Annotated in this window: 11 protein-coding genes; 7 read left to right on the plus strand and 4 right to left on the minus strand. The window is 63.2% G+C overall.

All coding sequences use genetic code 11. The annotated features are described in order from the left end of the window. Positions 1-433 precede the first annotated feature (433 nt). Positions 434-5419 carry a YadA-like family protein gene (locus BBG20_RS13700; RefSeq protein ID WP_065904346.1) on the plus strand — a complete coding sequence of 1662 codons (4986 nt, stop codon included), beginning with the start codon at positions 434-436 and terminating at the stop codon, positions 5417-5419. A gap of 211 nt (positions 5420-5630) precedes the next feature. Further along, positions 5631-10775, plus strand: a complete 5145-nt coding sequence (locus BBG20_RS13705; protein ID WP_065904349.1) for a YadA-like family protein — start codon at positions 5631-5633, stop codon at positions 10773-10775. Between the two features lie 167 nt (positions 10776-10942). Here BBG20_RS13705 and BBG20_RS13710 read toward each other — a convergent pair whose 3' ends face one another. Together BBG20_RS13710 and BBG20_RS33325 are read right to left on the minus strand one after the other, a co-directional pair. After that, on the minus strand, positions 10943-11764 hold the full coding sequence (locus BBG20_RS13710) for a helix-turn-helix transcriptional regulator (protein ID WP_226939939.1): 822 nt from the start codon (positions 11762-11764) through the stop codon (positions 10943-10945). A gap of 219 nt (positions 11765-11983) precedes the next feature. Then, on the minus strand, positions 11984-12118 hold the full coding sequence (locus BBG20_RS33325) for a hypothetical protein (RefSeq protein WP_256595071.1): 135 nt from the start codon (positions 12116-12118) through the stop codon (positions 11984-11986). Between the two features lie 274 nt (positions 12119-12392). On the opposite strand from BBG20_RS33325, the gene BBG20_RS13715 reads away from it, so the two are divergent. Then, complete coding sequence (locus BBG20_RS13715; RefSeq protein WP_065904350.1) at positions 12393-12851, plus strand: Hsp20 family protein; 459 nt, start codon at positions 12393-12395, stop codon at positions 12849-12851. Positions 12852-12932: 81 nt separating this feature from the next. Here BBG20_RS13715 and BBG20_RS13720 read toward each other — a convergent pair whose 3' ends face one another. Beyond that, on the minus strand, positions 12933-13637 hold the full coding sequence (locus BBG20_RS13720; protein ID WP_319025202.1) for a 4-carboxy-4-hydroxy-2-oxoadipate aldolase/oxaloacetate decarboxylase: 705 nt from the start codon (positions 13635-13637) through the stop codon (positions 12933-12935). After that, positions 13607-14476, minus strand: coding sequence for an NAD(P)-dependent oxidoreductase (locus BBG20_RS13725; protein WP_065904354.1), 870 nt, complete (start codon positions 14474-14476; stop codon positions 13607-13609). The genes BBG20_RS13720 and BBG20_RS13725 overlap by 31 nt, the downstream gene beginning before the upstream one ends. A 172-nt stretch (positions 14477-14648) precedes the next feature. Here BBG20_RS13725 and BBG20_RS13730 point away from each other — a divergent pair, with 172 nt between their 5' ends. The 4 genes from BBG20_RS13730 to BBG20_RS13745 all read left to right on the plus strand — a co-directional run bounded on the left by BBG20_RS13730 (position 14649) and on the right by BBG20_RS13745 (position 21061). Then, entirely contained in the window at positions 14649-15302 is a 654-nt protein-coding gene (locus BBG20_RS13730; RefSeq protein WP_065904355.1) for a GntR family transcriptional regulator, read from the plus strand. A gap of 186 nt (positions 15303-15488) precedes the next feature. Beyond that, complete coding sequence (locus tag BBG20_RS13735) at positions 15489-16814, plus strand: MFS transporter (protein ID WP_065904356.1); 1326 nt, start codon at positions 15489-15491, stop codon at positions 16812-16814. Positions 16815-16913: 99 nt separating this feature from the next. Next, positions 16914-17978 (plus strand): hypothetical protein, encoded by a 1065-nt coding sequence (locus BBG20_RS13740; RefSeq protein ID WP_065904357.1) that lies wholly within the window; start codon positions 16914-16916, stop codon positions 17976-17978. A 53-nt stretch (positions 17979-18031) separates the two neighbouring features. Continuing rightward, a complete protein-coding gene (locus BBG20_RS13745) occupies positions 18032-21061 on the plus strand; it encodes a porin (protein WP_065904360.1) in 3030 nt (1009 codons plus the stop codon). Positions 21062-21063: the final 2 nt, after the last annotated feature.

Below are 21063 nucleotides of genomic sequence, written 5' to 3' on the forward strand. Positions count from 1 at the left end.
TGAGCAAAGGCGGTGTGAGAGAAATATAAGACTGGGACTAAATCGTGGCTGAACCCTGTCCGGGTTCCGGTCTGCGCTGATCCGAAATTTAAGAGCAGTCCGATATCGGTATTTGCGAGCGCTCTACAGAATTCACCCCGATTCATGGCGGCTCGCAGCATGTGCGGGCATTACAGAACGAGTGCATGCACGCTGTCGCCGACAGCTGTTGTTTCTGCGCTTCAATGTCACTTCGTGAGGCCTCATACCTGACGATGTGTGTGCTACAGGGTGAGTTATTGTGAAAGTCACGTCGCGTTCAGTCTTGCCGTTTGCGTTCCTGCTATCAGCTCCGTTAAATCCGATTCGCTACTGGGTTCGCATGCGTTATTGCCATGCACCTGGTGCTTGTCAGTCACCACGCCCTCAACTGGATTGGGCGATATGGGGGGTCATGACCCTGACCGGCATAACGGCATTGCTGAGTGCACCAGCCCATGCCGGGAATGGTGTGCACATCAACGCGAATGCGGACGGCCAGTGCGTAAGTTTGAATGATCCGCAGAACAACGATGGCAATGCCACGACGTATCTGGCGCAAAACCTGATCTTCAAGGATCAGGCCTCGGGCAAGTGTAATTCCGCGACTAAGGGTTCGCAGACCGATTCGGTACTGTTTTACCGTCCAGGGGGCGTTTCTGGCGTAGGGGCGACCTCTCTGACCCTGGGCGGCGAACTGTTCGTCAACAGCGGTCGGGTGATCCTCGGGCAGCCCGGCGGCAATATGGCGATTGGTAACGAGAGTACTCAAGCCAGCGCCGACGGGGCTGCCATTGGTCATGGGGCCCAAGGCCTCGGCCGCTGGGGCATGGCGGCGGGGTTCCAGGCCAAGTCCCTGGCTGACTATGCCCACGCATTCGGCTATAACGCCCAGGCCTCGAATCAGTACGCCACGGCTATCGGCGCAAATACGACGGCGGCGGGAGAGCGGGCCACGGCTGTGGGCGCCGGTGCATCGGCCAGTGGCGGCGGGGCTTTTGCCGCGAGTCGCGACGCCAAAGCGGACGGCACCCACAGCGTTGCGGTGGGCTCCGAGGCCAGCGTTACGGCCAGCAGTAATGAAGGGGTTGCCTTGGGCAACAAGGCCAGCGCGCAACATAATTACGGCGTTGCACTGGGCAGTGGCTCAACGACGCAAAACCTGAAGGCGGTTGCGCCGGTGACGATCAATGGCACTGCCTACAGTGTCGATAGTACGTCGGCCATGGGCGTGGTCAGCCTTGGTAATGCCAGCCAGACTCGCCAACTGATCAACATGGCCCCCGGGGCGGTAAGCAACACCAGCACCGATGGCGTCAATGGCGCCCAGTTATTCGTTGCATACGATGCGATCCAGAAGCTCGGGGATCGAGAGTTGGTGGCCACTCAGTCCGTGGCGGATGCCCTCGGTGAGGGTACTGCGGTCAAGGACGGCAAAGTGGTGCTGCCGGCCTTTTCCCTGACCAGCCTGGGTACTGGCGTGGCACAGCCCACATCGGTGGTGGGGGCGATCAAGGCCCTGGATCAGGCCCATAAAGGTACGCAGGAAGCCTTGAATGATGTCGATCAACTGGCCAACGAAACGGCAGAGCAAGTCCGCTTGGCGATGGCCGAGAAATACCTGCGTTGGAGCGAGGACCAGCAGGCTTACACGGCCAGCGAAGGCACCCGCCCTGAGAACCGGATTGCCAATGTGGCTGCAGGTGTGGTTGCAACTGACGCGGTAAATAAGGGCCAGTTGGACGCAGTGGAAAGTACCGCCAACAATGCGAACAGCCTTGCCGGTAGCGCGCTGGCTGGTGCCAGCGCGGCGCAGGCCACCGCCGACGAAGCCCGCAAAACGGCAAATACAGCGCAACAGGGGGCCGACGCGGCCCTGCAAACGGCGGCGGGAGCACGGGCAACTGCAGATAATGCGCAGAGCACCGCCAAGGATGCCGCCAGCTCGGCCGATGCAGCACAGAAAACCGCAGACACCGCGCAAGGCTCTGCTACTGCCGCGCTGGGAGCCGCATCAACCGCACAGGCGACAGCTGATGCCGCCCAAGGCACTGCCAGCTCGGCACTGGGGTCGGCAAGCGGCGCGCAGCAAATGGCTCAGGCCGCACAGGCGGCAGCGGACGTGGCGGCGAATTCCGCAACGACGGCGCAGCGAACTGCAGAGGCAGCAGAGGGCAAGGCGAGCTCGGCGTTGGCCGGTGCCGATGATGCCCGTAAGGCGGCAGACGGTGTGCGAGCAGCTGCCGATGCCGCTTTGGCCAAGGCCGACAGCGCCGAAAAGAGCGCAGGCGCGGCGCAAGGGACGGCCAGTACAGCGCTGGACTCCGCGGCTGACGCCCAGAAAACTGCAGACTCTGCCCGGAGAACCGCCGAACAGGCGCAAGAGGCCGTTGCGACTGCACAACAGACGGCCGAAACCGCACAGGGTGTCGCCAACACGGCCCTGGGCTCGGCAGTCACTGCCCAGACGACGGCCGAAGCCGCACAAGGGGCAGCCACCACGGCACTGAGTTCGGCGTCTGAAGCGCAAAAAAGCGCCGCGACGGCCCAAGGCACTGCCGATACCGCGCTGACCACGGCCTCCAGCGCCCAACAAGCCGCGAATGCTGCGCAGGGTTCTGCCGATACGGCGTTGGGCACGGCTGTTCGAGCCGGCGAAACCGCTACGGCCGCCCAGGGCTCCGCCGATGCCGCCTTGGCTGCAGCCGCCAGCTCTCACAAGGCTGCCGACGTGGCCCAAGGCACCGCTAAGACGGCGCTGGACAAGGCCGCCGTGGTGCAGAAAAGCGCCGATGCCGCGCAGCTTACAGCCAATCAGGCGCTCAGCGCCTCCGAGGGTGCCGGGCAATCCGCCAACGCGGCCCAAAGCGCGGCGGATTCGGCATTGGCAACGGCGACAGGGGCGCAGACTGCCGCTCAATCGGCTCAGGATCGCGCGGATACCGCCGTCAGTTCGGCGGCTGGTGCACAACAGGCCGCAAATGCCGCGCAAGGCACGGCGGACACCGCCCTTGGTGCTGCCTCCACGGCACAGCGCACGGCCGACGCCGCCAAATCCACCGCAGACCAGGCGCTGAGCACGGCCTCCACGGCGCATCAGGCGGTCGAGAAGGCCCAAGGCACGGCCGATGCAGCGCTGATCGCTGCAGCCAGCGCGCAAAGCGCGGCCGGTAACGCCCAGGGTACCGCTGACGGCGCATTGGCTTCGGCGGCCCGGGCACAGCACGCCGCAGATGCTGCCCAAGGCACGGCGGATACGGCATTAAGTTCGGCTTCCGGCGCGCAGAAAACCGCTGAAGCCGCCCAGGGTTCCGCCGATACCGCCCTGGCTTCGGCCTCGTCTGCGCGCAACGCGGCAGACAAGGCCCAGAGCACGGCGGACGCCGCCGGTCGCTCGGCAAACGATGCTCTGCAGGCCGCGACAACGTCACAGGCCAGCGCCGACAACGCTTTGGACGCCGCAAGCAATGCCCAGAACGGGGCGGTCGCCGCCCAACACACCGCTGATGCGGCCAAGGCCACCGCCGATATCACCACCGGCCAGCTCAAGGGCCTGGACGACGGCCAGACGGTCGTCCAGCGCATTGACGCGGCTATCCGAAGCGCCGCAGGTGTAGCCAGTGAGTTCGTTGCCAAGGCTCTGGGAGGAGGTTCCACCGTGGGTAGCGATGGCCAGCCGACGTCGCCGGCCTATGCCATCAGTCAGATCAATGCCGATGGCAGCATCCAGCCCGCTCCTCAACTCCATGACAACGTGGGCGCTGCCCTAACGGCTTTGGACCACAATGCCGGCACAGTCAACGCCGCCGTGAACCGCCAGGGCGCGGCACTCAGCGCCTTGGGTGAGGACGTCCGGGCCCTGCGTGACGATAGCGTTGTGTGGGACGAGGCCAGCGGCGCTTATACCGCGGGGCGTGGCGCGGACCGCAGTGAGCCGGCACGCATCGGTAACCTGGCGGCCGGTGTTGCACCAAGCGATGCCGTCAACAAGGGGCAGCTCGATACCGTCGCGACCACCGCATCGCAGGCCGGCAGCGCCGCTGACGCAGCCCGGGCGGCAGCGGTTCGGGCCCAGGGGACGGCGGATGGCGCGATGGTTGCTGCTGCCTTCGCCCAGACCGCCGCTGATGCCGCGCAATATGCTGCCGATACCGCTGGCGGCACTGCTGCTGACGCACGTGAGGCCGCAAACGCTGCTCACACATTCGCCAGTCAGGTTGGCCAGGTGGCGGAGCGCGCAGCAGCGCAATTGCAGGGGCTGGAGGAGGGTGAAACCGTGCTTGATCGCATACAGTCAGCGAACCACGCAGGCCGACAGGCATTGGCTGATGCGCTGGGCGGTGGCGCTGCTGTCAACGCGGATGGTTCCATGAAACCACCGGCCTACGCTGTGACCCGGATCGACTCTGAGGGTGGCCCGGTTGGTCAGGTCCAGGCCGGCAACGTCGGGCAGGCGATCGAAACACTCGACGCGTCGCTGAATGCAGTCAACGCCAAGGCCGACAAGGCCACAGCGAACATGGGCAGCTTGCGCGAGCAGGTGAACAACGGTCAGGTCGGCCTGGTTCGCCAGGACTCCCTCAACCGGGAAATTCAGGTGGCGCGCGACACTGACGGCGTTCGTGTCGATCTCACGGGTACGCAGGGACCTCGTGTTCTGACGGGTGTGAAGGAGGGTGCCTTGAGCGTCGACAGCACCGATGTCGTCAATGGCCGACAACTCCACGCCGTCGACCGGCAGGTCAAGCAGTTGATGCAACGAGCCTCCGGCATCGCCGTTGACACCCAAGGCAATGAAAAGGCAACGGTGTCGCCGGGTAGCAAGGCCGTGGCTATCGGGGCCAACGCCCAGGCCGGCAGTGAGCGCAGCGTTGCGGTGGGGGCAGGTGCTGTGGCCCAAGCGCCTCGCAGCACTGCACTGGGGGCTGGTGCCAAGGCCGATGCGCCGAGCAGCGTCGCGCTTGGCGCCGGCTCCCAGGCCCAGCGGGCGAATACCGTCTCAGTGGGTGCGGCGGGTGCGGAGCGGCAAATCACCAACGTAGCAGCCGCCAGCGAGGCGACCGATGTCGTCAATCTCGGCCAGGCCACGCAGATCTCCAACCAGGCCGCTGACCGTACCCTACGACAGGCCAATGCCTATACCGACAGCCAGATCAGTGCAGTGCGTCAGGATGCCTACGCCGGCATCGCGTCAGCGATGGCCATGGCAGCCTTACCTGTGGCGTCGACACCGGGCAGGAGCATGGTGGCCATGGGAACGTCGGTCTACGAGGGGCAATCAGCCTTGGCCGTCGGCCTCTCGGGGCGCACCGAGGATGGTCGTTGGGCGTACAAGGCCAATGGTTCGGGCAGTGCCCAAGGAAGTGTCGGGCTGGCGGTTGGCGTGGGTTACGAATGGTAGGTCCTGATATCGGCAGGTCGAGGGTCTGACCCTCCCTGCCGATTTAGGAGCAGTCCGATGTTCTCCACCAGCCTCACTGTCCACAATAACCCTCAGTAATCATTGCCCGCTGTCGTAGCGGCTACCATTCGTGGAACCCGTCTCAGCCATCGGATTGCCGTGGTGCCTTGTTTCGGTTCGACGCATCCGTCAATGTCTCAGGTAAGTCATCGTGAAAGTCACATTGCGTTTCGATTCGCAGGTCGCTTGTCCGCATGCTGTTCCTCTCAACTCACTTCGCTCCCTCATTCGCGGCTTCTACTGCCCCGAGTTTGCGGTCACATCACGCGGTTGGCCGACTCTCGGCCTGCTGACCCTTACCGGGGTTTCGGCGCTGCTGGGCGTGTCTGATGCCCGTGCAGGCAACGGTGTACACATCAATGCGAATGACAGCGGCGAATGCGTCAGTCTCAATGACCCCCAAAATACTTATACTGCAGGCACCGGGGCCGACAGAGCCTATTTGAACGAAAACTTGAATTTCAAGGATGGTCAGTCGGGGCAGTGCGACTCGAACGCCAAGGGTGGTCAAACCGAGAGCGTGATGTTCTATCGGCCGTCAGAAACGCCGGGTGTTGGTGCAACCTCGCTTTCCTTGGGCGGGGAGCTGTATATCAACAGTGGGCGGCTGATGTTGGGAGGTGTCAACGGCAGCATCGCGATTGGCCATTCCGGCATCGAAGTTGGCGCCCCGGTTGTCACTGATAACGGCTTTGCCTTCGGCCGCGGTGCCCAGAGTACGGCCGCCTGGACCATGGCCTTAGGTCTTACCGCCAGGGCCCGGAACCCCTATGCGCTGTCGTTCGGCAATACCGCTACGGCCTCCAATACGTTCAGTACTGCATTCGGTTCGGCATCCACTGCTTCAGGTGAGTATGCCACTACACTCGGCGCGAGCGCGCAGGCGGGCGGTGCGAGTTCGTTCGCCGGCGGGCGATTCGCAGTATCACGAGGGGACAACTCGGTAGCGATCGGCAGGAGCGCGAGCGCATCCAACTTGGAAAGCCTGGCACTTGGTTACAGCGCCCAGGCCCCCCAGAGGGCGAGTGTCGCGCTCGGCAGCTTCTCGGCCACTGACGATCTGCGCGAAGTTGCGGCCGTGACCCTCAATGGACGCGTCTACTCCTTCGATCGCAACAGCGCGGTCGGCACGGTCAGCGGCGGCAGTGCGGCGCGATTGCGCCAATGGATTTTTGTAGCTCCAGGGGCGGTGAACGCCACGAGTACAGATGCCATTAATGGTACCCAGTTGTTCTCGGGATATGAGGCGATCCGCCGTCTCGGCACACGTGAGACCACGGCCGCTGAGTCGGTGGCTCAGGCCTTGGGGGGCGGCCCGTTGGCCCAGGGCAACCGGATAGTGTCGGCACCGCTTGCGCTGACCAGCCTCGCCCAGGGAACACCGCCACCCACCACGCTGCTGGGGTCGCTGGCGGCCTTGGATAAGGCGCACAAAGTCACTGATGGGCGCATGGGGGAAGTGTTCGATTCCGTCATGGATATCTCGGAAAAAGCCCAAGTGTTGAGGGCGACCAAGAGGTTCTACTGGAACCCACAGACCGGTGCGTATGACGCCGACAGGGACGCCGGCGTGCCCACCTCGATTATCAATATGGCTGCCGGCGTAGCGGCAACCGACGCCGTCAACAAAGGTCAGTTGGACGCTGTTGAAAGCAGCGCGATGCGCGCACAACAAGCGGCCGACACCGCCTATGCTGCCGTGGACAACGCTCGTCAGGTGTCGTTGGCGGTAAAGGATGCCGCCGACTCATCGTTGGCGCGGGCCAACAATGCATCCCAGGAGGCAACTGGCGCACTCGCCGCCGCCAATCTGGCCCAGGTCAGCGCCGGTGCGGCGGCAAGCGCCGCCAGCAAGGCCGGTACGACCGCCGCCAACGCGCAGGCGGTAGCTGAGCGTGCCGACGTTGCTGCCGCAAGCGCTCAGCATTCGGCCCAGACCGCCCAAGGCGCCGCCACGCAGGCACACGCCAGCGCTACGACGGCGCAGGCTCTGGCCAGCGCGGCGCAAACCCGTGTCAAGGAAGTGGGAGATGTCGTGGACAAGGCTGCAGCTGCCGCGACAGCTGCCCTGCGCTCGGCTGATGCCGTCTCGGATGCGGTCACTTCGGCGCAGGCCGCTGCAGCGGATGCACAAGACCGGACGGACCAGGCTGCCACTGCGGCTTCAAGTGCACAGGAGAGGGCCGATGGTGCACAGCGCGCTGCGGATGCGGCCTTGCTCGTGGGCAGGGAGGCCGACGTGGCCGCTGAAACCGCGCAAGCCACTGCCGACCAGACACTGAGCGCCGCGAACGCGGTACAGGATGCAGCGGCTGCCGCTCGTGAAATCGCCGATCGGGCCGCGGGGGTCGCGTCGACCGCCCAGGGTGCCGGTGAGGTTGCTAAGGACATGGCTGACAGAGCCCAGGACACGGCTGCTGGCGTACTCAGCGCGGTCGACTCGGCGCAGGTTTCAGCCAACGCCGCACTGAACGCGGCGATCGCCGCCCAGACAACGGCAGCCACCGCCCGGCAGACAGCTGACACGGCAGGTGTAGCGGCCGTCACAGCGCAAACCGATGCGCAGAATGCCCAAGGGACCGCAAAAAACGCTCACGACACCGCCGTTTCTGCTCAAGACCTGGCCGACGTCGCACAGCGTGGTGCAGACAGCGCGTTGGGCGCGCTGGAAAACGCAAAGGCCACCACCGACGGGGCACAAGGCACTGCCGACCTCGCGTTGTCTTCAGCCTTGCAGGCGCAGCGGTCTGCGGATGCCGCGCAAAACACTGCAGGCGCTGCGCAGGGCTCGGCTGCCAGTGCGAATATCACTGCCATGGCCGCACGCAACAGCGCCGATACCGCATTGGGCGTCGCGTCGACAGCACAAGAAGCAGCCAGCGCTGCCGACACTACCGCCAGCCGGGCGCTAGGCGTCGCCACCGTCGCGCAGGCTTCTGCCCGGGCGGCCCAAAGCAGTGCCGACACCGCTTCCGCCGCGGCGTCCGGCACACAGCATGCCGCGCTGGAGACTCAAGCCAACGCTGAAGCTGCGTTGGGTGCGGCATCCACTGCTCAAACGGCTGCGCAGACCGCGCAGAGCGCCGCCGACCATGCGTTGCTGAGCGCCTCGCAGGTCAATCAGAAGGCCCTGGCTGCCCAGAGCCGCGCCAACGCGTCTCTGGATGCGGCAAACACGGCACAGCGTATGGCCGACACCGCCCACACCACAGCACAGCAAGCGAACAGCGCCAGCATCGATGCGATGAGTGTCGCCGTCGTAGCGCAGTCAGACGCCGACCAGGCGCAAGGCGTCGCGACGCAGGCAAGTCATCGTGCCGCTGCTGCACAAACGACAGCCGACACGGCGTTGGGCGTCGCTTCGGTCGCTCAGCGCACGGCCGATAATGCCCAGAGTACTGCCAACGCCGCTCGGTCCACCGCTGATGTGGCTGCGGTTCAGCTCGGCGGCCTGGACGGCGGGCAAACGGTGGTAGAGCGCCTGGACTCGGCGGTAAAAGCAGCTGCGGGCCTGAGTCGCGAGACCATCACTCGGCTGCTTGGAGGTGGCGCTACCGTGGACGCTGAAGGCCAGCCCACGGCACCTGGCTATAACATCCCCATGATCGCAGCCGCTGGCAGTGCTCAGCCTGCAACCAGCCACGACAATGCAGGTGAGGCGCTGCACGCGGTGGCGGGCAATCTCTCCACGCTCAACGATGCCGTGCGTACCCAGGCCACTGAGCTGGACGCGTTGGTGGATAACATCCAGGGCCTGCGCGATGACACCTTGCAGTGGAGTGGTATTGACGGGGTCTACAACGCAGGCCGCAGTTCAGCCAGCGAGCCGGCTCGCATCGCCCGGTTGGCTTCCGGTAGCGCACAGGCTGATGCGGTGAACAAGGGCCAGTTGGATGACGTTGATCGTACGGCGGTGGCAGCCCAGAGTGTTGCCCAGGCTGGGAAAACCATGGCTGACCAGGCGCAAAGCGTGGCCGTCGGTGCGACTGGCGTCGCTGCCATTGCACAGAGCCGCGCGGAGGCGGCCAAGGGCAGTGCCGAGGCCGCACAATCCGCCGCTGCAACTGCCCATGATGGCGCCGTCGCAGCACACGCCAGTGCGACTCTTGCCGGCCAGGTCGCGGACCAGTCAGCCGCCAGGCTGCAAGGTATCGCCCAAGGCGAAACGGTTCTCGGGCACATCCAGAGCGCCGCTAAAGTACATGACGAGTTCCTGGCTACTGCCATGGGCGGCGCCGCGAATGTGAACGCCGACGGTTCGACGAGTCCTTCCACCTACGCAGTGACGCAGTCTGGCGAGAACGGTGCCGAGGCTCAGTCGATCAAGGTCGACTCCATTGGGCAGGCATTCGGTCTACTCGATGACCGTATGGTGGCTACCGACAACCAATCGAATGCCGTCAGTGCGCAAGCTGAAACACTGCGCAAGCAAATGGACAGCGGTGAGGTGGGGCATGCCCGCCAGGATCCGGTCAGTCGTGACATACAGTTGGCCGGCATTGCTGATGGGACCCACGTCGACATCAGTGGCAGCCAAGGCTCGCGCATGGTTGGTGGCGTTGAGGACGGCGAGGTCAGTTCCACCAGCCTTGATGCCGTCAACGGGCGCCAACTGGAGGCAGTGAATCAGCAGACCAAGCAATTGGGCCAGCAGTCTTCCGGCATTGCCGTGGATGCGAGCGAAGCCGGCGACAATGTATCCACGCGTCCGGATAGCCAATCGGTTGCGCTCGGGGCACAGACTCAAGCCGAAGGCGAGCGCAGTGTCGCCACCGGTGCTGGCGCCACTGCTCAGGTGAAACACAGTACTGCGCTGGGTTCGCAAGCAGGCGCCAACGCGACAAATAGCGTGGCGCTGGGGGCGGGTTCCCAAGCCACACGTGCTAGTAGCGTGGCAGTCGGTGCGTATGGCGCCGAGCGTCAGATCAGTCATGCAGCCGAGGCTGCGCAAGGCACGGACGCTGTCAATTTCCGCCAGGCAACGCGGCTTTCGAACCAAGCTACCAATCGGTCGCTAACTGAGGCAAACGCCTATACCGACCGTAGCGTCAGCAGCCTGCGGCAGGACGTGTACGCCGGTATTGCGGCGGTGATGGCCACCGCCGGGTTACCGGTCGCGTCCTCGCCGGGCAAGTCGATGGTGGCAATGGCAACGGCTGTGTACGAGGGTGAGCCCGCTTTGGCCATCGGATTGACGGCGCGCTCCAGGGGTGGGAAGTGGACCTATCGTGCGACAGGTGCGGGCACCGCGCAGGGAGATTTCGGACTTACGTTGGGGCTTGGTTATCATTGGTAGTGCACTAGCTGCCGATAGGGCACAGCGGTAGCTTCCGGCCCGTAGTAGCTACCCGTCACGACGGGTGCTATCGACCCTGAGCTGCCCTTCGCGAAAGGCAGCTATCGGCCAGAAGCAGACACTCAAAAAGCGCTCTGAACGATCAGGCTCTCATGTCATGAAATCATTCAGCTGTCGTACCATAGACACATCGGTACGCGGGCCTGCAACCGTTGCCAATCAGTTCCTGGCAGGGGTGTAAGAGTTTGTTCGGCGCTCAGCGGCGTCTCTTTCAGCAGCCAGGCAATTGTCGGGGCTACGTCGGCAATCATTGAGTGTTGCGCGACCGGGCCGGTGCTGTTAAAGCTGCCGCCGTGGAGGTAATGATCGATTTCGAAGCCAGGCTGATCTTGTGCCGCTACTTCCAGGCACGTCGCTTGTTGGATGCGATGCAAGGCAAATTGGCGCACGTCGCTGTAACCCACGACCGTGCCCAGGAGATAGCTCACCGAATGTCGTGAAACCATCCCGGCGGGATGGATGCGCAAACATTTGTCATTGCCCTTGCTGCGGCTCTGGTACACGATTTCAAGTTGTCGTGCTTCGAGCAGCGCTGTGGCGACCTGGGACCACACGGCATCGTTCACTGTTGCCGGTTGCAGTGCTTTGCCATTGGGCAGGGCACGTACGCGCTTTGCCCAGTGCGCCAGGGTGTTGTGCTGCAAGCTCTGAAGTTGACGTTGTGCCAACTCGAAATGGGGGGCTAGCAATTTCAATACACAGGGTGGCAGTAGTTTGCCCAAGTGGCTTTCGGCCAGGGCAAACGCCAGTGCTGTTGGCGTATCGAGAGCTGGCAGATCGAATTGCGGCGTATCCTTGGGAAAACTCCAGCGATAGGGACGTTGGCTTTCGTCACAGAGCAAAGGAAAGTCCAGGCCTAGCCGCCCGGTCAGGTCACGTTGCAGGGTGCGCAGGTCGAGGTCGAATTGTTCGGCCTTGAGTTTTTGCAACAGCTGCGCGGTGGAGATACTGCGCGGTTCGCGTGGGATCAGGCGTAGCAGGGCCAAGTGCCTGAACAGCCGGTCTTTTGGATCTGACATAGGACGACAATGCTCGAATCAACCTTGATGGCTCGCAGGCGCTGGGCAACTTGCAAGCAATTCCATTGATGGCGTTTTAACACTAACCGCCTGTCTAGCCAAGGGCAGTCTGCCATCACTGTGTTTGCATCACGCGACGCCTGAGGGAGGGTTGCGATGCTTTTCGCGCTCAAGTTCTTTCTTCAATTCCTCAAACGCTTGGTTATTTTTCATCACGACCACACCGACAACTACGCCGATGGCAAAGCAGGCTAGAGCCTTCATAGATGACACCCCACGCTGGAAAATAGACGTTGAAGTTATCCTCTATAGGTGAAGCGACAGGCAGTGTCGTGTGCCTGTTCCGAGGGAGAAAATCTTTTGAATGGCGTCGGCTTGGCGTGTCGGCGTTAACGTTATGACCCCCCCCTGCAATCACGCTAAAAAAAGTATCGTTTCGCCGCTTGAAATTTTCCCCCCTGAACCTATTTAGGTTTTACGCGATGCCGAAGACGGGTCGCGGCTCAAATCACTTGGAGAAAACTCAGGAGATTTTGCAATGGCTACTACGCTTTCGTTGGCCCCACTGTTCCGCCACTCCGTTGGCTTTGATCGTTTCAACGACCTTTTTGAATCGGCGCTTCGCAGCGAGGCCGGTACGACCTACCCACCGCACAATGTCGAGAAGCACGGTGATGATCACTATCGCATTGTCATCGCGGCTGCCGGCCTGGTGGAGGACGACCTGGACATCCAGGTGGAAAAAGGTGTGTTGACCGTCGCCGGCGGCAAGCGCGAACACAATGAGGGCATCACTTACCTGCACCAGGGTATTGCCCAGCGGGCATTCCGTTTGTCGTTCCGCCTGGTCGACCACATCGAAGTGCAGGGCGCGCAGCTCGCCAATGGCCTGCTGAGCATCGACCTGCTCAGGGTGGTGCCGGAGGAAGCCAAGCCGAAACGCATCGCGATTGGCGGTGCTGCCAAGGCCGATGTGAAATCCATCGGCGAGCAGTAAGGTGAAATGAATGAAGGCGCTCCTTGGAGCGCCTTTATTCTGCCTGGCGATTGACCGTCATTAGCGGCGAATCGGCCGACCTCAACGCATGCCGAATTTTTCCAGCGTCGGTGCCAGCCCCAGCAGATCCACGGTGCTTTTGCCGGCTTCCAGCCCCGCACGAATGCCATCTTCCTTGTCCTCGCGATTGCGGCTCAGGCGAATCACTTCCTCGACCCGAGACTGCTCCACCACCACCAGGCCGTCGCGGTCGCCGACAATAATGTCGCCTGGATTGATGTGCACGCCGCCGATCACGATAGGTACGTTGACCTTGCCCGGTTGGCACTTGTTGGTGCCCTTGATGCTCAGGCCGCGCGAGAAGGTCGGGAAGCCCATTTCGATGATGGCGTTGGCGTCACGCACGGCGCCGTTCATCACCAGGCCGACGATGCCGAGTTTCTGCGAGGCCAGGGTCAACAGATCGCCCCAGGGCCCCGCTTCCATGAAGCCCTTCGCGTCCACCACCAGCACGTCGCCGGGCTTGGCCTTGGTCAGGGCGTAGTGGATGGCCAGGTTGTCGTCGGGGCGGCAATCCACCGTCAGGGCCGGGCCGGCCAGGCGCAGGCTCGGGTCGACCGGGCGCAGTCCGCTGTCCAGCGCGCCTGTCTGGCCCTGGGCTTCGTGGATGGTGGCGGTGCCCAATTGCTTGAGGGTGTCGAGTTGGTCTTGGGTGATAGGCATGATGCTTTCCGTTTTTATTGAAGGTCGGTTTTTCAGGCGGCAGGGGTGTGGCGGCCCAGCCAGGCGAGTGCCTGGTCGAGGCTGGGTTTTTCTTCGCTGATCGGCTCAACCGCCAGGCCCTGGCTGCTGTGGCTGAAGCGCTGGCGCACGCCACCGAGCACGCTGCTGGCGATGCCCAGCGAGGCGAGCTGGCGCTCGGCGTCTTCGACTTCGTGCAGGCGCCGCGTGGCATGCACCACATGGGTCGACACCAGCATTTCGAGGAAGGCGGGCAGGGGCGCCTGGTCGATATCGGCCAGCACTTCGTACAGCGCCCCCCGCAATTGCTGGCGCTCGGCGGCCAGCAGCACTTCCACGGCCAGGGCCTCCATGCCTTTGGTGAACACGCTGCGCAGGATCTTCAGGGTGATCGCATCCCCCGGCTGGCTGGCCGGCAGGGCGCGTGCACGGGCACCGGCCGCGTTCAACAATTCGACCAGCGCATCGGCCTTGGCGCCGGCACACAGCAGCGGGGTCTGTTCGCGCAGGTAGGCAATGGCGCCCATGATCGCCACGTCGACGTAATCGATCTGTTGCTGTGCGGCTTCCTCTGCAGCGATCCGTTTGCGTTCGGGCGCGGCGGTGGTGAGGTCGGCGAACAGGGCGCCGGGCTTGAGGTGCGCCAGGCATTCGCGGGTGACCTCCAGCGACTGGGTGCCCACCACGCAGGACAGGACGCAGTCCGAGTCAGCCAGCCACGCGCCGATGGATGAGTGGATCGGCACGCCGATGTTATCCGCCAGTGTCTGCGCTGCCGGGGCAATGCGTTGCTCACACAGCAGCAATTGCGCCGTGGTGGTATTGGCCAGGGCCTGGGCATAGCAACGGCCCACTTCGCCGAGCCCTACGATTGTTATTTTCATGTCGCCTCCGGATTCAGGTGGCAATACAATTAAAATACAATTTGTTCGATTGCAAACGATTTTTGTACAAAGTGCCAGGAGGGTGCCCAGGCGCAGGTGACGAAATCGACTGCTTGCATGGCAGGGGCGTCCACGGTAGAACCGCTGAAATTCAAATGATCAGAAGGGAAAAATGGCCAACGATCTCATCTACGAGACCTTGCGCAACCGCATCATTGCCGGCCAGTACGAGCCCGGCACGCAGCTCAAGGAAGAACCGCTGGGCAAGGAGTTCGGCCTGAGCCGCACGCCGGTGCGCGCGTCGCTGAAGAAGCTGGTGGACGACGGGCTGGCCGTGATCGAGGCCAATCGTGGTGTGTTCGTGGCCGGCTGGACCCAATGGGATCTGGAAGAGATGTTCAGCTTTCGCGAGCTGCTCGAGCCCCATGCGGCAATGCTCGCGGCCCAGCGTGCGACGCCACAGGACGTGGCCGAGTTGCAGCGTATCAACGAGCAGATGGCAGCTGCCATCGCCGGCAAAGGTGCGGATGTGACCCTGCGTGTGCAGGAAGCCAATCGGGCGTTTCATGGCCAGGTGCTGGAGATCGCGCGCTCGCAACGGCTCAAGTCGATGCTCGCCACGCTGATCGACATGCCGGTGATCACCCGCTCGTTTTTCCTCTACCGTCCGGCGGACCTGGAGCGCAGCCTGCAGCAGCACCTGGACATCACCTACGCCATCGAGCAGAACGACGGCGAACTGGCCCGGCACGCCATGCAGACCCATATTCGCATGGCCTACCTGCGCTTTATGGCACGCCGCAACGAGTCGCCCGTTCGTCGATAAAAAAATACAAAACTAAAACAATATGCGTTAGAGTCGGCGCCACGAGACCGGGCAATGACTCCTGCCTGAGATTCACCAGGACCCGAAGAAACACCTGACGTGAGGCTTTCAACACGCCTCAGCGGGAGCCTGCACCCCGGATTCGGCACACACGGCACATTCCAATAATAAAATCAGGTATTCCGTATGAGTATTCAGGACTCCACCACTGAAAAACCGTCGCGTTTTCGCTGGATCGTCGCTGGGCTGTTTTTCCTCGTGTACACCGTGGCGTCGGCCGACCGCGCCAACCTCGGCGTGGCCTTGCCGTTTATCCGCGAGGAATACCCCATGACCAACGCCGAGGCCGGGGCGCTGCTGAGTGTGTTTCTGCTGGCCTACGCCCTGGCGCAGATTCCCTCTGGCTTTGCCTCCAGCCGCTTCGGGGTGCGCAAGATTTTCTCGTTTTCGATGATTGCCACGTCGGTGTTCACTGCGCTGATGGGCACGGTCAATTCGGTGCTGGCGCTGAAGATCTATCGCTTTGCCCTCGGCGTTGCCGAAGGTCCGCTGCCGATTGGCATCGCCTCGACGATCAACCAGTGGTTCCCGGCGAAAGAGAAGGGCACGGCCACCGGTATCTTCCTTGCGGCGGTCAAGTTCGGCCCGGTGATCGTGCCGCCGTTGTGCGTGGCGATCGTGGCGATGTGGGGCTGGCGCGAAATTTTCTACATCTTCGCCATACCGGGGATTTTGCTGTCCATCGCCTGGTATTTCCTGGTGGCCAACCAGCCCGCGCAAAGCCGTTTCGTCAACGCCGGCGAGCTGGCGTATATCACCGATGAAAGCAACAACGTCATCACCCAGAAAACCGCAGGCGCCCAGCGCCACTTCAAGCGCCTGGATACGTTTATCCGGGTCCGGCCGGTGGCGCCGATCGCCACCAGTCGTGGCCTGTTTCGCTCCTGGAACGTGGTCGGTTGCGCGCTGAGCTACAGCTTCCAGGTGGGCATCACCATGGTGCTGTTGTCGTGGATTCCCACCTACCTGATGACGGTCAAGCAGTTCTCGATCATGCACATGGGCTTTGTCTCGGCCGCGCCGTGGGTGGGCGCCATTTGCGGCAACCTGCTCGGCGGGATCCTGTCCGACCGCGTGCTGGGCAAGCGGCGCAAGCCGGGGATGATGCTCTCGGCGCTGGCCACGGTCGGCACCATGTACGCCCTGATCAATTCACCGAATGACCCCACGCTGTATGCCGCGCTGTTGTTCCTCACCGGCACGCTGATCAGCATCGGCTACTCCTCCTACATGGTTTACCCGATGGGCCTGGCGACCAAGAAGACCTTCCCGATTGCCAGCTCCATCGTCAACATGGGCGGGCAGTTGGGCGGCGCGGCAGCACCGTTCCTGGTGGGTTTGCTGCTCGACAGTTATGGCTGGTCCCAAGTGTTCCTGTTCATGGCCATCGGCTCGTTCGCCAGCTTCCTGGTGCTGCTGACCATCGCCGAGCCGGTGCCGGTGAGCGAGTGACTGTCATATTTTTAAAGTATCCAAACCCCGTTATTTAGATATTTTTCATAGGTGGACGGCACTGATAGGCTCGTAAAAAAACAAGAGAAGTGCCCGGTCATGTTCATACGCCTGTCCACCTCCATGAAACCCTTCACCACCCTGCTGGGCACCCTGGCCCTGATGGGCACGCTGACCAGCTGCGCCAAGGTCGATGTGCACACCGAAAGCGTCGACAAGCCCGAGGCCGATGCGCGCCAGGTGCTGCGCCTGGGCCATGACGGCAATGCCTACCCGTTCCTGGTCTACGCCAACGCCGACCTGTACAACCCGCCCAGTTCCATCGAACGCGCGGTGGTGATCCTGCATGGCGTGCAGCGTGACGGCGACGAGTACTTCAAGACCGGCCGCAAGCTGCTCGGCAATGCGCGCCTGCAGAACACCAGCACGCTGCTGCTGGCGCCGAATTTCCTCACGCCGACCGACTCGGGCATCAGCGATGACATGCCGCTGTGGCCACGCGACAAGTGGATGCACGGCATCGAATCGCAATACGGCCACAAGGGCATCCCGGCGTTCCAGGTGCTGGACGATCTGGCCGCCTATTTGTCCGATCGCCAGCGTTATCCTGCGCTCAAGGAAATCGTGATGGTCAGCCACTCGGCGGGCGCGCAGTTGATGCAGCGCTACGCGGTGATGAATGACCTCGACGGCGGCCTCAAGGCCCGTGGCCTGAGCATTCGCTACGTGGTCGCCAGCCCGTCGAGCTACGTGTATTTCGAAGACAGTCGCTTGCAGGACGGCGCGTTCAAGCCGGTCGTGACCATCATGTGCCCCAGCTACAGCCGCTACCGCTATGGCCTCGACGGCGCGCCGGCGTACCTGCTCAAGCAGCAACTGACCAGCCGCCAGGTGTTTGCCCGCTATGCCGCGCGCGACATCACCTATCTGGTCGGCGCCCAGGACAACAACCCTACCAGCCGTGTGCTGGACAGCTCCTGCGGGGCCAGCTTCCAGGGCGCGACACGGCTGGATCGCCAGTTGAACTACGTGAGCTACGAGCAGTTCCTGGCCAGCCAATGGCAGATTCCCTTGCGCCACCCCCAGCACACGATCCCGGGGATCGGCCACAACGCGGCACGCCTGCTGGGTGACAAAGCCGTCGCGCGGATGCTGTTTCCCTGAGTTCAACGCTGCTGCCTGACGCCGCGTCTCGATAAAAACAATAAGAGCATTGTATGAGCCAACCTCTCCCGAATACCCGGGCGCCCCGCGCCTGGGGGCCTGGCGCGTTGTCGCTGCTGGCCGCTGCCCTGATCGCCGCCCATGCCCAGGCCGATACGCTGCCATCGTCCGGCACCCTGTTCGATAACAGCCGCTCGGTGCTGCGTCCCACGGACAACGCCCAGCCGGCAGCGCCCGGCAGTGTGCACATCGAAAGCCAGCGCGATGAGCCGGCGCCCACAGCCAGCGCCTCGACCTTGCAGCTGCAGGTCAAGCGCTTCGTGGTGAACGGCAATCGCGAACTCAGCGATGCCCAGTTGCAGGCCGTGCTGCAACCCTATGTGGGCAAGACCCTCGGCCTCGACGGCCTGCGCGAAGCCGCGGCGCAAGTCACCGCGCTGTACCGGGCGCGGGGTTACCTGGTGGCGCGGGCGTATCTGCCGGCCCAGGACATCCAGGACGGCCAGGTCATCGTGGGCGTTTCCGAAGGAGTGATCGGCCAGGTCAGCGCCTTGCCGGACGCGAATGTGCGCCTGCGCCCCGGTGTGCAGCAGCAGTTCGTCAACGCATTGCCGACCGGCACGATCATCCGCGAGCAGGACCTGGAGCGCGTGCTGCTGCGCCTGTCCGACATCACCGGAGTGTCGGTGCACGGCATCTTGCGTCCCTCGCAACAGCCGGGCGCGGCCGACATCGTGCTCAAGCTCAGCGAAATGACCGCCTGGACCGCCCGCGCCGCCATCGACAACTACGGCAACTACTACACCGGCACCAACCGCCTCACGTCGAGCGTCAGCCTCAATGATGCACTGGGGATTGGCGACAGTTTTACCGTCACCTCGCAGAACTCCTTCGAAGGCCTGGACATCAAGGGCGTCGGCTACCAGCAGCCGCTCGGTGCTACCGGGATCTCGGTGGGCGCCAACTACGCCGAGCTGGAATACAGCATCGGCAAGAACCTCAAGGGCCTGGACGCGGACGGCACCGCCGAGGTGTCCTCGGTGTTTATCAACAGCGCGCTGCTGCGCTCGCGCGACAGCAACATCAGCTTAAACCTGGCCGAGGATCACCGGCGTTTCGAAGACTCGGCCGGCGGGTTTACCGTGAACAAATCCGCGGTGTTTCGCAGCGCCACGCTGTACGGCAACTGGCGCGATGACTGGCAGGGCAACAATGCCTGGAGCCTGGCGTATGGCATTGGCGACCTGGATAAAAACACCCCAGCCGACGCCGCGCTGGATGCGCTCACCGCCAATGCCGCTGGGCGCTACAAGAAGGCCAATGCGAATTTCAGCCGCCTGCAGTACCTGGGCAACGGCTACTCCTTGTTCGGTTCGTTGACCGGCCAGTGGGCCGACAAGAACCTCGATTCTTCGGAAAAACTCAGCCTCGGTGGCCCCAACGGCGTGCGCGCGTACCCGGTCGGAGAAGTGGCGGGCGACGAAGGGCTGCTGGGCCGCCTGGAGCTACGCAAATACTTGGGGCGTGTGTCCGGGGCGATTGCCGAGGGCACGCTGTTTGCCGATGCGGGCAAGGTCACGGTCAACAAGAACCCGTGGGACAACAGCGAAAATACCCTCACGCGCTACGGCTATGGCGTGGGCCTGAACCTCTATCACCGCGACCTGGTGATGAACGCCAGCCTGGCGTTTTCGCCGGGTGAAGACCCCACCAGCGACGACCGCGCGGCCAAGCGCCTGTGGTTCTCGATCTCCGGTTCGCCGCAGGCGTTTGCCGGCTTGGCCAGCGACATCGGCTCCAAGGGCGAAGACTTCGAGGTGGCCGAGACCGACACGGTGTTCTACGGCAGCATCGGCATCGTCCCCGAATACGTCGACCGGCGTGGCGCGACCTCGGCCGGGCCGAACGACCAAAGCCGCCTGGCCACGCCCAACGGGCGCAACATGGCGAGCTTCTGGCGCGCCCGCGACAACGTGTCGGCCATCGGTGTGCACGGCGGCTACGGCCTGAGTGAAGACTGGAAGCTGCTGTGGCAGCTCGAATACGGCATCTCGATGAACTACACCGAGAGCAACGATGATTCGGTGGTGAAATCCGCGTCGCCCAGCACCAAGTTGCGCAACACCGGCGCGGCCTTCAATAACGGCGACTACGGCACCTTGCTCTACGGCGTGTGGGACATGCCGATGAAAGAAGCCACCACCAGCCTCGACCCGTTCAACGGCAAGACCAGCGCCGCGTACTTCAACATCATCGGCTCGCCGGGCTTCAGCGCCGGCTTGTCCACCAACGTCAACGGCCCGCAAAGCTACAACGACACCTCGGTGAATGGCGACGCTGCGTTCAACCGGCGCCAGGCCGGCGTGGTGCAGTACTGGACACCGGAGTGGAACGGCCTGCAGCTCAAGCTGGCCTACTCGAACAACGGCATGAGCGCCGCCAGCGACGTCGACAAGGGCTACATCTACGGCAGCAGCCTGGTCTGGAACTACCGGGGCTTCACCGCCGTGGTGGCGGCCGAACGGCACATCAACTACTTCGGCATCACCAACCTGAGCCGCAACGCGCGGGGCGTGGGCAGCAGCACGCATGTCACCGACGGTACCTCCTCGGATGACTTCAGCTTCCGCTACGGCCTGGCCTATACCTTCGGCAACACCACGGTGTCGGCGATTGCCGATGACCTGTCGTACTCCGAAGACGGCGTGATCAATAACAGCACCACCTCCAGCGATCTCTCCGAGTACCGGCGCCGTGCCTACCTGCTCGGCGTGTCACACAAGATCGGCGCCTGGCGCCTGAAGGCCAGCTACGGCAAGGCGCTGGCCGGCAAGTGCGAAATGATCCGCGCCACCGCCGTCGACTGCGACACCCATGGCATGGGCGCCACCCAGTACGCCATCGGCGCCAACTACAAGCTGACCAAGAACATCGATGTGTTCAGCCAGTACGTGCTGCTGAAAAACAACTCCCTGGCCAACTACAACTTCGCCCTGACCGGGGTCTACGCGGCCAGCGGTTACTCGCCGGGCGCGGGCACCACCATCAGCGCCATCGGCACTGGCATCAACTATTCGTTCTGAGG

The organism is Pseudomonas aylmerensis, assembly GCF_001702265.1.
Taxonomy (GTDB): domain Bacteria; phylum Pseudomonadota; class Gammaproteobacteria; order Pseudomonadales; family Pseudomonadaceae; genus Aquipseudomonas; species Aquipseudomonas aylmerensis.